12 protein-coding genes are annotated in these 13,556 nt (G+C 37.7%); 6 read left to right on the top strand and 6 right to left on the bottom strand.

The genetic code is table 11. The annotated features are described in order from the left end of the window. The first annotated feature begins 24 nt into the window (after positions 1-24). Positions 25-837 carry an inositol monophosphatase family protein gene (locus HNP81_RS08130; protein WP_182502251.1) on the top strand — a complete coding sequence of 271 codons (813 nt, stop codon included), beginning with the start codon at positions 25-27 and terminating at the stop codon, positions 835-837. A 339-nt stretch (positions 838-1,176) separates the two neighbouring features. On the opposite strand, the gene gerQ is transcribed toward HNP81_RS08130, so the two are convergent. After that, on the bottom strand, positions 1,177-1,638 hold the full coding sequence (gerQ, locus tag HNP81_RS08125) for a spore coat protein GerQ (RefSeq protein WP_182502250.1): 462 nt from the start codon (positions 1,636-1,638) through the stop codon (positions 1,177-1,179). 23 nt (positions 1,639-1,661) lie between these two features. Further along, a complete protein-coding gene (locus HNP81_RS08120) occupies positions 1,662-2,138 on the bottom strand; it encodes a cell wall hydrolase (RefSeq protein ID WP_182502249.1) in 477 nt (158 codons plus the stop codon). A 275-nt stretch (positions 2,139-2,413) separates the two neighbouring features. On the opposite strand from HNP81_RS08120, the gene HNP81_RS08115 reads away from it, so the two are divergent. Further along, entirely contained in the window at positions 2,414-2,713 is a 300-nt protein-coding gene (locus HNP81_RS08115) for a nucleotide pyrophosphohydrolase (RefSeq protein ID WP_028390023.1), read from the top strand. A gap of 336 nt (positions 2,714-3,049) precedes the next feature. On the opposite strand, the gene HNP81_RS08110 is transcribed toward HNP81_RS08115, so the two are convergent. The 4 genes from HNP81_RS08110 to HNP81_RS08095 all read right to left on the bottom strand — a co-directional run bounded on the left by HNP81_RS08110 (position 3,050) and on the right by HNP81_RS08095 (position 7,837). Further along, the gene (locus HNP81_RS08110; protein ID WP_034300214.1) at positions 3,050-4,645 is read right to left on the bottom strand and encodes a BCCT family transporter; all 1,596 of its coding nucleotides are present in this window, start codon (positions 4,643-4,645) and stop codon (positions 3,050-3,052) included. Positions 4,646-4,692: 47 nt separating this feature from the next. Further along, positions 4,693-5,808 carry a mandelate racemase/muconate lactonizing enzyme family protein gene (locus HNP81_RS08105; protein ID WP_182502248.1) on the bottom strand — a complete coding sequence of 372 codons (1,116 nt, stop codon included), beginning with the start codon at positions 5,806-5,808 and terminating at the stop codon, positions 4,693-4,695. Between the two features lie 159 nt (positions 5,809-5,967). After that, positions 5,968-7,107, bottom strand: coding sequence for a mandelate racemase/muconate lactonizing enzyme family protein (locus HNP81_RS08100; protein ID WP_182502247.1), 1,140 nt, complete (start codon positions 7,105-7,107; stop codon positions 5,968-5,970). Positions 7,108-7,180: 73 nt separating this feature from the next. After that, positions 7,181-7,837 (bottom strand): GntR family transcriptional regulator, encoded by a 657-nt coding sequence (locus HNP81_RS08095; protein WP_028390026.1) that lies wholly within the window; start codon positions 7,835-7,837, stop codon positions 7,181-7,183. A 380-nt stretch (positions 7,838-8,217) separates the two neighbouring features. On the opposite strand from HNP81_RS08095, the gene HNP81_RS08090 reads away from it, so the two are divergent. The 4 genes from HNP81_RS08090 to HNP81_RS08075 are packed head-to-tail and all read left to right on the top strand — an operon-like array spanning position 8,218 to position 13,303. Next, complete coding sequence (locus HNP81_RS08090) at positions 8,218-9,195, top strand: substrate-binding domain-containing protein (protein WP_028390027.1); 978 nt, start codon at positions 8,218-8,220, stop codon at positions 9,193-9,195. Further along, entirely contained in the window at positions 9,192-10,628 is a 1,437-nt protein-coding gene (locus HNP81_RS08085; protein ID WP_028390028.1) for a sensor histidine kinase, read from the top strand. Before HNP81_RS08090 ends, HNP81_RS08085 begins: the two co-directional genes overlap by 4 nt. Positions 10,629-10,633: 5 nt before the next feature. After that, positions 10,634-12,175: a response regulator transcription factor gene (locus HNP81_RS08080; protein ID WP_182502246.1), complete on the top strand. Its 1,542-nt coding sequence runs from the start codon at positions 10,634-10,636 to the stop codon at positions 12,173-12,175. Positions 12,176-12,199: 24 nt separating this feature from the next. Next, on the top strand, positions 12,200-13,303 hold the full coding sequence (locus HNP81_RS08075; RefSeq protein ID WP_182502245.1) for a sugar ABC transporter substrate-binding protein: 1,104 nt from the start codon (positions 12,200-12,202) through the stop codon (positions 13,301-13,303). Positions 13,304-13,556 lie beyond the last annotated feature (253 nt).

Genomic DNA, 13,556 nt, shown 5'->3' with positions numbered 1-13,556 from the left:
TTTCCACAGAAAAGAGGGAAGTATATGAATCAAATAGATGAAACCGTTCATACATTATTACATTCAGCAATTACACATGTTAAAAATGCTGGAGAATTGTTGATTGATCTTATGAGAAAACCCATTGATATGAAAGAAAAAATAAATCAATCGGATCTTGTAACCGAGGTTGATGTGATAATCGAGGAATACCTGTGTGGATTAATTCGTGAAGACTACCCAGATCACTGGATATTATCTGAGGAAGATAATGCCCAAGGAAATAAAGGGGGATTGAGCCAATCTTCTGAAGGATATGGGTGGATTATTGATCCAATTGATGGAACTACGAATTTTATTCACCGAATTCCTTACTTTGCAATTTCTGTCGGTATTGTGAAGGACGGTTTTCCTGTTTGTGGTGTCGTGTATAATCCTTTGACAAAGGACTTATACTCAGCCCAAATCAATGGTGGCGCCTTTTTGAACGGGGAACGGATACAAGTCGGATCGGAAAAAGAAATAAGCGAATCCTTGCTGGCGACAGGATTTCCTGCTTACGATTGGAAGTCCAATTCTGATGGAATGAAACACATGGAAACTATTGTTGGGAAAGCACGGAGTATCAGAATTATTGGTGCTGCAAGCCTTGATTTATGTATGGTAGCTGCTGGGAAACTTACTGGTTTCTTTCATGATGGACTGCATCCATGGGACGTAGCAGCCGGAATCATTATTCTCAAAGAAGCAGGTGGAACAGTCACGAATCGTGAAGGCAATGCTTTTCGATTAGGTGATCATACATTAGTTGCATCGAATACAAGGATACAAGAAGCGTTAGTGTCATTACTCAACTGAGGAACACATAAAGTTTAAACTCCCATTTAGCAGTTATGGGCTTTTTCAGTGTCCTTCCCCTAATTATTTATTCAGCCATCCTTTAGAAATAAAGTCCTTCTCATTCGAGAGGGGCTTTATCCAATTCCTTCATTAGCTGCGTTATATCCTCGAAATCGACGCCAATAGGTACATCTTGCTTCTGGATATTAATCACCACCGAGTCATTCCCAGTTGCAACCCAAAAGGCGAAAACGTTCGCTTCGATTTATTGCCGAATTTGCGTTCTATATGTGGTCAGAACTAAAAACCCGCTCATTTTCCAAAAAGAAGTAAGCGGGTTTTAAGCGTTCTATAAACTCAGTCCGATGTCGTCAGGGTCGCCTCGACAGCTGGACTAATTTTCGGATAAGGATAGTTAATTTGTTCATCGAATTCTACCCAGTCGAGATTTGCCATCATCAACAGATAGCGTTTACCGGTGGAAGGGTCGCTGATGATGAGGTGGTCACGACCAGCCGTTTCTATCCGTCCGTGGTAAACCATTGCATTCCATTTGCTGTTACCTTGATAAGTAAAGTAGAATGTACCTACCTTACCTTTGTTGAAGCGTAGGATATTTTCGATAAATGATTCTTCAATCGCGCCCCCAGCAAATTGCTGTCCAGTCCCGATAGGAACCACTGGGACACTATACGCGGGTCCAGATGGCATACTCGTTGGGTAGCCGGCAGGTTGTTGTGCGCCACTACCTCGCATAGAATCTGGATAATAACCAGGATAATAATTTATTGGATTATAACTAGAATCTCCACAAGTCATGAGAAGATCAGCTCCTTTTTAATTTATCCATAAAACTCTGGGCAATAGCCCGGTACCGCAACATAGAAGCAATGGTTCTTGTGCGAAAAGTCGAACTTCGTCATGGGTGATCTTGGCATCGTTTCGGTACAAGGAGCTCGGTACTTTTTCCCCGGACTGGGGTTAAAAAACCACAAATTCATTCTTGAACGAGGTTCCCTATGACCTTGTAACAAATTCCTAGCCCTCTGGAGGTCAGCTTCGTCGGGGCGTTGTGTATACAATGATCCATTTAAGACAGGCTCAAAGTGAGGAACGCTAGTTCCGGGTATGGTTTGATAGATCGCATGCCTGATATTGCGCAACCCTTTGAAGTCAGGAGCACAGTCAGCTTCGACTCGATTGGCTACAACCGTTCCCACCATGTTCATCCCTTGAACTCCTTCACCGCTCGCTTCCGCCAGCATGAGCCTTGCTAATTCCTCCACGTCACGTGAAGTATGTTTTATTCGTCTACCCATTTTCTCACTCCTTTGGCTTATACAGATAACTTATTACCTGAAGCTGGTTTTGGTAACTTGCCTATCAGCCCAAATACTTAGATTTCATTCGCTATTCAAACTACAGGAGAAAAGTCTAAATAAAAGTAACTAATAGTGTGTGATAAGGTGAAATTAATAATATACCGAATTAGGGAGATACTTATTGGTATCTCTTTTTTTGATAAGCAGAAGATTAGAACAAATGATAAAATAGAATATATTTACAACTACAAATCAAACTAGGAGGGATATAAATGAAAGATATTATGCAAAAAATTATGGAGTTTAGAGATGAGCGAGGATGGGCCCCTTATCACAATGAAAAGGATTTAGCTATTTCTATATCATTAGAAGCAAATGAACTATTAGAAAATTTCCAATGGAGAAATAGTGAAGAAGCGGTCGCTGAATCTATACAGAATATTAAAGAAGAGATGGCGGATGTATTTATATATCTTCTTCAGTTAGCGGAAAAAATGAATGTAGATTTGGAAGAGGAAGCATTTAAGAAAATGGAGAAGAATGCTCTAAAATATCCAGTAAATAAAGAGTAGTAAGGTAATAGGCAAATGCGTGTTAAAGGGGATTACGAGGAAGTGAAAGGTAAAGATTTTTTACTATCAGGGTTATTTTTTTTTGCCATTAGAAAAAGACCTCCTTCTTTAAAAATTGATACAGATATCGTACCAAGGGGATGCTGTGTGTTTATATACGTTGTTTGACTACGGGCTTACGCTACTAATTTAGAAATGAATGTGTGACTGGCACTTAATAAAAGAAACTGCTCAAAAAGGCGAGAGATTATCGGCCTTGAGCAGTTTTTCCTTCTCTAAGAATGTTATATGTTCTTAAAAAGTCGAACGCAGGTGCTGACTAAATAGTAAATCGTCTTATAAACTGGTACCTTTGTTTATTTCTTTTTTTAATTCTCCTGCTCCCGACTTACTAATTTCAGCAGCACATACTTCTTCAATTTTGTCGGCCGGAACATGGCCGAAATCTTTAATCATCCATTTCATCCATCCAATAATCATGATAATCATGATAAAGATGATTGGAACACCAGTTATAATCGCACTTGTCTTAATCGTATTTAAATCCGCTCCGATAAAAATCATTGTTAATGGAACTAAAGCTAGCATCACACACCAGAATAGACGGTGCATCGGATGCGGATCTTCGTTCTCCTTTAATTTCGGAGTTGCAGTGGAGGCCATTGTAAATGCAGCACCATCCAAAGTAGTTGCAAGGAATAAAACCGAGACAACACAAAATAGAATCATAAAAATACTGCTTAAAGGTAATGTTTGCAGCACTTCAATAATCGCACTATTATCCTGACCAGCTCCTAGCATCCCCACAACATCAACCATTCCAGACAATTGACGATCGATCGTTAAACTACCAATAACACCAAAGAAGAAGAAACATCCAACACTACCGCTAATTAAAGTATTCATTATAACTGAACGGAGTGTTCGACCTTTTGAAACTTTTGCTATAAAAATTCCAGTGAAAGGTGCATATGTGATCCAATATAACCAGTAAAAGATTGTCCATGATTGAGGGAATCCGGTTTTACCGATTGGGTCAGTAAATAAACTCATTTGTACAAAATTCTGTAGCATTAAACCAAAAGCATTCGTACTATTCGCGATGATAAAAAAGGTAGGTCCTGTGATGAGAATGCCAATACATAAAGCAATCGCTAACTTTGTCGTCATATTTGCAATTCGTGCCATTCCTTTTTGTAATCCAATGTAAGAACTCAATGAATATACGATGGAAATTATAAGGATTAATACAATGTTCATCATAAATGATGGTTCAATTCCAAGCACCGTACTTAATACGGTGTTGACCAATGGAACGGAAACTCCTAACGTGATACTTAAACCTCCAAAGCAAATAAAGATAAACATAATATCAACAATGCGACCAACTATCCCATTTTGCTTAATTCCCGTTATGGAACTAATAATCGAACTTAAACTAAGCCCTTGATTTTTCCGAACATAGTAGTGGTAGCAAATTGGTACTCCCACTAATGCATATAGGGTCCATGCGCTGATACCCCAGTGGAACATATTGTAAGGTAATGCCATTTCGTATGCTCTTTGAGAATTGGGCTCAATGCCAAGTCCTGGTGTTCCAATATAATAAGCCCACTCGATAAATGCCCAATAGACAGTAGCTGATCCGAGCCCACAGGAAATCATCATCGAAATCCATTTAAAAGATGAATACTCTGGTTTGGTATTCCCTAAACGAATCCTGCCATATTTACTCATTGCCACAAAGGCAAGAAGTAAGACACCAAAAAATGTGAATAATAGTGCACCAGAACCAAACCATTCTGTCATTTTATTGAAGATATTACTTGCAACAATTTGTGATTGGGTGGGTTGAAAATACAAGATTCCAACGACAACAAGTACGAGCGCAACACTTAAAGAGATTAATAATTTATCGACTTTTTTTGTCATAACTATTCCCCATTCTCTTATAATCATCTACACGCTATTCAATTGATTTAAACTCTATATAATTCTAGTAGGGTTTCATCCAGCTCCACGCCTAGTCCAATTGTATCTGGAACTTTTACGTAACCGCTTTCAATTGGAATTAAATTTTTCACCAGTTTAGTAAATAAGGGGCTTGTACTTTGCGAGTATTCCATTAAATCTCCATTTTTTGTTGCCGCTAGAAATTGAACGGTAGCTGCTAAAAGAATTCCTGTGCTAAATCCGTGTGGGATTAATTTGATTCCATTCATTTCAGCAATATTATTAATGATGCGCATCTCACTTATTCCACCACAACGAGTAATATCTGGTTGAATAATATCTGGTTGAGCTTGTTTAATAAAATCATCAAATTCATATCTTGTAGTCAATGATTCTCCACCAGCAAGTTTCGCTCCGGACAATTGCGCTAATTTGCGATAACCTTTCATATCATCAGCTAATACGGGTTCTTCAATCCAATTTAAATGAAAGGGCTCAACTTTTTTAAACATATGTGCTGAATGACTATAAGATTTCCACTTAGAAGCTAAATCAATTTGCAGTTCGAATTCTTCGCCTAATTCTTCTCTAACCGCTTTAATTATTTCAAAATCGGCACGGGGATCATCACCTAAGATTCCACCACCGAATTTCAAGCTTGTAAAACCTTTTTCTTTTAGTTTGCGAGCAATTATTTTATTTTCCTCGGGAGTATCCGCGGGGATAAACGTACCATATGCACGGATTTTCTCTCGATACTTTCCACCTAATAACATATAGATAGGTACTTGATAATATTGAGAAGCGATATCCCATAATGCAATATCGATCGCACTCATCGCATGGATTCCTGCTCCACGTCTCCCTAAATAATTCGAAGACCAATACATTTTATCCCATAGTTTTTGAATTTCTAACGGGTTTTCACCTAGTAACAGTGTCTTTAATCCCGAGCAGTATAGATTGGAGTTCGGTGCTTCTATGATTGCTTTTGCTACTAATGGAGATGTATCGCTTTCACCAATTCCAACAAAACCATTGTCTGTAATCACTCGAACAATAAACGCATCTTCTCCCCACTCACAAGCTTGATCGATTGGTGGAACCCTCAGTGTAATTACTTCTATATCTGTTATTTTCATCAGTTAACTTCCTTTTATATAAAAATAGTCAGAACTTTATCAGTATCCAAATTTTGCAATATTTGAATCGATTCAATATTTAATGTGCTATAATACATGTTGCAGAGTCCCTTAAAGTATGAATGGTTGCCCCCATCTATTTTAATGTGGATTCTGTTTTTATTCTGACCAACCTGTTCCGTCAAAAGATAACTTTAGTACCGCAGATTTTTCAATCAATTCCCAATCCATTTCAATACCTAATCCATTTCCTTTTGGAGCATGTACAAAACCGTCTTGGTCAGTTCTAATTGTAGTGAGTGCGCCAAATTCTAACGGCTCAACTGGAACGGCTTGCTCAAAATACATACTATTGTTACAGGCTAACATCAAATGTAAATTGGCAGCTTGTGACAAAGTGTACCCCCATGATTGGAGTTCAACTGTCATCGAATTGGCTTCGGCAATCCCCATTATTTTTTTAGTTTGTGTGATTCCTCCGGCCAGAGTGGCATCTACACGTACGCTTGACCAACAACCATTTTGAATTCCTTGTTCAATTTGATTTAAACGAAGCAAAGTATTTCCAGCCGCAATAATTGGAATGTCAGCGCGAGATCTCAGATCTTTATAACCTTCCAAATCCGTGTCAGGTAATGGAGCCTCAAACCAAATATAATCGTACTTTTCCAGAATCCTCGCAGCCTTCAAAGCTTCTTCTCTTGTATAGGCCGATTCCACATCTAGCATAAATTTAAGATCTGAATCCTTAAACACTTCATGAATAGCCTTTACCAAAGCCATATCTTCTTCAAACGTGCACCACGTATGAAATTTAATCACTTTATACCCTTGCTCTTTTAATTCGTGAACGTGTTCGATATAGTCTTTAATACTTGGTAAAAATGGTGTGCTCGCATAGGAAAGAATTTTATCCCTTGCACCACCTAACATCTGATACAGCGGCATTTCCGCATATTTAGAAACCAAATCCCATAGAGCGATATCAATCGGTGACTGAGCTTGCGGTGTCAATTGGACACATCGGCTTGCCATTAATGCATAAATTTCTTCCCTTTGTAATGCTGATTTTCCGATTAAGAATGGGATCAGATGACGGATGGATTCTGCCAGACTTTTATCCATGCCTTCTTCCGTCCAAGATATTGCCCCTCCATATCCTTCATAGCCATCGCTTGTTTGTATTCTTACAATCGTATTTGTGATTGTAAGATCAGAATAATGGGATGATGTTTTGTATTTTGCATCTGCTCCAGCTACAACAAATACTTCTATTTTAGCAATCTGTAGTTTCGTCATTATCAATTCGACACCCCTTTTCATTTTTGGCATGTTAGAGTTAGCGCATTCCCCCTTTCAATAAAATGATTTTCTAGTCTAATAAATAGACCTCTGGAATGTTCGTATCAACAATGTGCTTTCTCAATGTTTTCACAGCTTCTTCTACGGAATTTCCGTTAATGAGAATATCTACCAACTCCTCATGATCGACAAGCCATTTTTCTAAGGTACCCGATTTCCTATTTTGGTATAAAAAATGAAGTCTAATTCTGTGGACAATGCTTTCCCAAATTCGAATCACATTTTCAAGTTGAGAAGACATGACGATCAACTCATGCAATTGGATATCTAACTCGATGAAAGTTGATAAATCTTCATACCGTATTGCTTTTCTCATATTTGCAAGAATCAGTTTAAATTGCTCTTTTATTTCTTCGTCCCAAATTGGAAACCCCTTTTTTAAAGCATAAATTTCGATATGAAGACGCATTGGAATTAACAATTCCAGCACTTCTTCTTGTGAGATGGTCGTTACTCTTGTATCCTTATACGGTTCAGATATAAGCAAACCTTCCAACTCCAAAAGAAGCATTGCTTCTCGCACGGAAGTTCGACTAACTCCTAAATTCTGTGCCACTTGCAACTCCGTAATTTTTTCACCTTGTTCCAATTCACCTTCAAAGATCAACTTTTTAATTTGCTGAGCAATTTGGTGTTTTAACGAGTTTTTTGAAAAGTTAGCACTCATTTATTTGTTTATTCTCCTTTCTATACTTTGTCTGATTGTCGACAATCTAATTTCATAGTCATTATATTTTAACAAATCCGAATTGTAAATACTTTTCTGATAATAAAAGATACCTTACACTATTTATCAGTGTCTTTTGTGTTGCATAAATCTGTTTGTTCACATTGTCTACACTCCAGATGTGAAGTGTGTATCTGAATCGACTACAATATTTAGTTCCACTTATTTAGTCTCTATTCAAGCACCAAAGTACAATTCGTTGTCTTTGGCGCTTTTTTGGTTTTGAAATACCATCAATCATTCATTCAATTGTCCAGTATCTTTTTGGTTAATTATGCTAAAATGAATATAAAGTTATGGGAGGAAAGGATGGTACATCCTTGCGTAAATTAGTCATCATTAATCTTAGCTTCGTTAGTGTCGTCCTTTTTTATTTCACGGTCGTATCTGGAAGTAAAGTGTTTAAATCAGATTGGGAGTTGCCTCGGGCAACAGAACAAGTGAATACGAAGCATCGGCTTGTATTAATCACACAGGAGCTGGAGACTCCTTTTTGGGACAAGGTAGCAAATGCTGCAATGGAACAGGCAAAGAAGGAATCAGCTAGTCTTGAAGTTTGGGGAAGCTATGGTAACAATAGAGAGGACTTTTTAAAGAAAATTGAAATCGCTATCTATTCGCAAGTGGATGGTATTATCGTCCAGGGATTAGACACCGATGAATTTAAAGCCCTTACAAAAATAAAAGCTGCTTCTTATGGAATACCCATTATTACTGTCGCAAACGATGTTCCTATGGGGGATAGTCTTAGAAAGTCATATGTTGGCTCAGATCAATACTTAGCTGGAAAAATGATTGGTGAACAGTTGCTCGCTGATATGGGAACTGCAGGAGAAGTAGCGATCATGATTGACAAACAATATCAATATTTTCAAAAACAGCGAATGGAAGGAATTAAAGATGCACTAAAAGAATATCCGAATATCCAAATCGTTGTTATAGAGATGCAAGATGCGAGGGAACAAGTCATGGCAACAACGAAAGACGTATTAAACCAAAATCCGAATATAGATGCTTTTATTGCCATTAATGCGGATATACTGGCTGCTATGGTACAAGAGATTGAAAGCAGATCACAAATTGAGCGTTATTATATTTATTCATGTGATGATGATTATGAATCGATATCATTACTGAATCAGGGGAAAATTAATGGAATCATTGAGCAGTCCCCAGAAGAGATGGGAACGAAGAGTGTGGAACTGATTTTAAAATGGCTTAATAATGAGAAAGTGCCACTCGATTTAAATGGATATCTAACGGATATTCAAGTTGTAAAGGCGTCGAATGTAAGATGAACAGTATACAGAAAAAAATATTAGTGCTCGTCATCGCTGTTCTGTTTATTATGGTAGCTATTTGGACTTCACTTACCTACTATAATCAAAAAATGCAAAACCAGTACAACGAAATATTAGAACGATATTTAATCATGAACGAAGTGACAAGTGAAAGCCAGCAAATTGTGGCCGCTCTTAATAACTACTTAATTGAACCATCCGAATCTAATTTAAAAGAGCTCAATCTCAATAAGAATCAGATTCTAAGAACAAAAGAAAGAGTTTCAAAATTCAGAAACGTCGACAATGATTATGCGTTGACAAACTATGAAAACTTAATTGACAGTCTTGTTGAAATAACCACTCAATCCGTCTTGGCTCGTACGGGGCAACAAACGGAAGATTACTTGAGTGCCTTTTCTGAAGCGAGTCGTATTTCGAAATATATATCTGAAATGACGCTAACCTTAATTGACATGGAACTCAAAACATATGATCGTTTCTATCGCAGTATCATTGATAGTTCGGGAGAATTGAGAATGCTTGGAATCTGGTTATTACTGCTGATTACGTTTGTGGTCCTGTTATTAGCTCATTGGTTTGCGAAAAGAATTACAAGACCGGTCAATCAGCTGACGCAAGCGGCACATGAGTTATCATTAGGGCGTTTTGATTTAAAAATAGAGGTGGACTCTAATGATGAAATCTCATTTCTCGCTAAAATGTTTGATAAAATGCGTATCAATATCAATAACTATTTATCTGAAATAAAACAGAAGGCCCAACTAGAACATGAGCTTCAAGAAAGTAAGCTATTATTACAAGAAAGTCAGCTTCGTAGTCTGCAAAGTCAGATTAATCCTCATTTCCTTTATAACACACTAGACATATTATCGAAAAAGGCTTATTTAGAAGGATCTGAAGAAACAAGTGATCTCTTAGTGAGTGTTGCGGGACTTTTGCGATATAACCTTAATAATCTGGAAAATTCCGCTGCATTATTTGAAGAAGTACAAGTTCTTAAGAAATATATCGATATTCAACATGCAAGGTTTACAGATCGGCTTCATTTTCACCTAGAGGTGGATGAATCGTGTTTGGACATAAAAATTCCGCGTTTAACCTTGCAGCCTATTGTGGAAAATGCCGTTATTTATGCAGTTGAACCAGATGAGAATGGTGGAAGTATATATTTCCGTGTTAAAAATGAAGTTGATTACGTGAGAATAGAGATAGAAGATAATGGACCAGGGATGACAGAAGAGAAAGTAAAACAAATACTCCATATGAATTCGAAAGAAGTGGGAGGTCATTTCACAGGAATCGGTATAAATAATGTGGTGAAGCGATTAAGTTTGTTTTACAGCTGTAATGACGTATTTGAAATAGAAAGCAAAGTTGGAATTGGCACAAAGGTTATTTTAAAAATACCAAAAAACAACGAGGGGTGAAGGAGATGAAGCGGCTTCTAATTGTCGATGATGAGCAGATTGTAAGGGAAGGCTTAAAAGCAATATTATTAAAGGGCTTTCCAGAAATGGAGATAGAAGAAGCAAATAACGGAAAAAAGGCAATTGAGAAGGCAGAGTCAATTATGCCTGATTTGGTATTAATGGATATTAAGATGCCGGGAATGAGCGGACTTGAAGCCGTACAGAAAATAAATATAAAAAACCCCAATATTAAATTTATCATGATTACTGCATATGCCGAATTCGACTATGCAAAAGCAGCGCTAAAGCTAGGGGTGAAGGACTATCTTCTTAAACCGAGTAAAGCGAGTGAAGTTGTACAAACGGTTCGTAAAGTAATTAGTCAAATTGATGAAGAAAAAAAGTCGCGACAAGAGCGTATCCTTCAGAAAAACGTATTGCAAAAAGCCTTAACCATCGTAGAAACGGATGTGGTTACACAGTTATTATTCGATCACGTGCACGAAGTCCATTTGGATGAGTTAGTGGAGATGTTGCATACTCCGATGACAAGTGAAAAGTTTGTCATGATTATTTTACTGCCGCAGGATTCTGAGAGCTTGTATGCAGAAATTAAACAAAGGGTTAGAAAGACAGGAAGTGCGTGGGTGGGTACATTATATGGACGCCAAATTCCCATTATCGTGTTTAGGCAACATAGTTATTCTTTTCGCTCCCAAGCTATTACTCTAGCAAAGAATATTTTATCTGCATCTAATACGGAGGATAAGGCAGGCTGGTTCATCGGAATTGGAAGCGTTTGCTATTCCTTGGACACAGTACGACAATCCTATCAGGAATCGCTGATTGCTACGAAGGATAGCTCCCTTCCTGTTAAATATCGTTTTTATTCAGATATACCATTGGCTGACTCAAGGATAGATGGTTATCAATCAAAAAAATTAGAAAATATATTATTTGATCAGATTCGCAATGGACAATGGCAGGAAATCATGAAAGAGATATCTGAATTAATCGAGTTTTTTGAGAAAAAGGGAGTTCATCTTTTAGAAACACAGCAACGTGTTTTAGAGCTACTTTGGATTGCCTCTCGGGTATTAAATGAAATAGGAGTTGAACCAGATACTCCTATTTATTCTTATCAAATAAAAGATTTCAGGCAATTACGTACGGAAACCAATCATTTACTCAACCAGATGTGGCAGTCTTATACCGATTATCAAAACCAGGTTGAGGATGACACGATTAAACAGATTAAGCACTACATCATCGAACACTCTCATAAAGAAATTTCGTTAGATGGGATTGCGCAAAAATTTGAATTAAGTCCCATTTATATTAGCAAGCTTTTTAAAGAACAGTTAGGTGTTAATTACATCTCCTTCTTGACGAAATGCCGATTAGAAAAGGCAAAGAAATTGATGTTAAATCATGAAAAAAGTTTAAAAGAAATTACATTTGAAGTTGGATATCAAGATCCCAACTATTTCAGTAAGGTTTTTAAAAAAATGTACGGTGCGTCGCCAACAGAATATAGAAAATCATTGCTTGGATCAAAGGCATAACAAGATAGAAAGGGTGTGAAATGAATGAAACCGACCTTTATGAAGGTACATCTCCTATTGTTTATGTTTGTTTTCATCCTTGTTGTCACTGCCTGCCAACAAAATAAAAGTCGAGTAGATCATCAAGATATGCACGAAGATTCCTTTTTAAATAAAGCATCCAGTCCGAGTGATAGAGAGCCAGACGATAAAATCGTTATTGGCTTTTCCATGGATACGTTAGCTGAGGAAAGATGGTTAAGGGATCGAGAACTATTTAAAGAAGCGGTGGAAGCATTAGGTGCTGAAGTGAAAATATTCGCCTCAAAGGGAGATGATGCCTTACAAATCCTACATGCTGAAAATCTAATAAATGAAGGCATTGATATATTGGTCATCGTCCCCCACAATGCCGAGTCAACAGCCATGATTGTCAAAAAGGCTCACGCAGCAGGGATTAAAGTACTTTCTTATGATCGATTAGTCAGAAATTCTGAAACTGATTTGTATGTATCGTACGACAATGAAATGGTAGGTGAGCTTCAAGCGAAGGCGATCACGAAATTAGTCCCGAAAGGAAAGTATGTGTATATCGGTGGTCCTGAAACAGATTACAATGCTCATTTACTGAAAAAAGGTGTGTTTAACATACTCCAACCGCTGATTGATAAGGGCGATATCACCGTTGTTTATGACCAATGGACAAAGGAGTGGTATCCTGAAAATGCCTATACGAATATGAAAGAGGCTTTAAAAGTAAACCATAACGAAGTGGATGCTGTTATTTCCGCAAATGATGCAACCGCGGGCAAAGTTATTCAAGCTTTGGCTGAACAAGGGCTTGCAGGGAAAATACCTGTTGTTGGTCAGGATGCTGATCTTGCTGCAACACAGAGAATTGTTGAAGGTTTGCAAACGATGACGGTCTATAAGCCATTAAAGGCACTTGCTGACCAGGCGGCTGAACTTGCGGTGAAGCTTGCTAAAGGAGAAGAAATAGAGGTAGAGAGAATTGTTAACAACGGAAAATTAGAGGTGCCAGCCATCCTTCTTTCTCCTATCGCTGTCGACCAAAACAATATCGATGAAACAATTATTGCAGATGGGTTTCATTCTCGAGAAGAAGTATATAAGAATAAAGAAAAGTAACTCTAATTAAACTGCCGAAACTCGCCGGGGATTTGAAAATCTTTTCAGATCGATTAAATGGCAGGATGAATAAAGAAGACCTTCATATCCTTTTAATGGATATGAGGGTCTTCTTTATTTAAGGCTGTTTTCACATACTTTGTTGCTTTTTAATCATTTTTACACTAATAACCCGGGTTGATTTCCGTTGTAGAGGCGGTCTCAGAAGCCTCCTCAGTGCTTTGCACTTGCGGGGTCTCCCTCAACACGCTGT

The organism is Peribacillus huizhouensis (assembly GCF_014138605.1).
Taxonomy (GTDB): domain Bacteria; phylum Bacillota; class Bacilli; order Bacillales; family DSM-1321; genus Peribacillus; species Peribacillus huizhouensis.
Note: the sequence above shows the minus strand (reverse complement) of the source record. Positions and strands in the feature narration are given on the sequence as shown.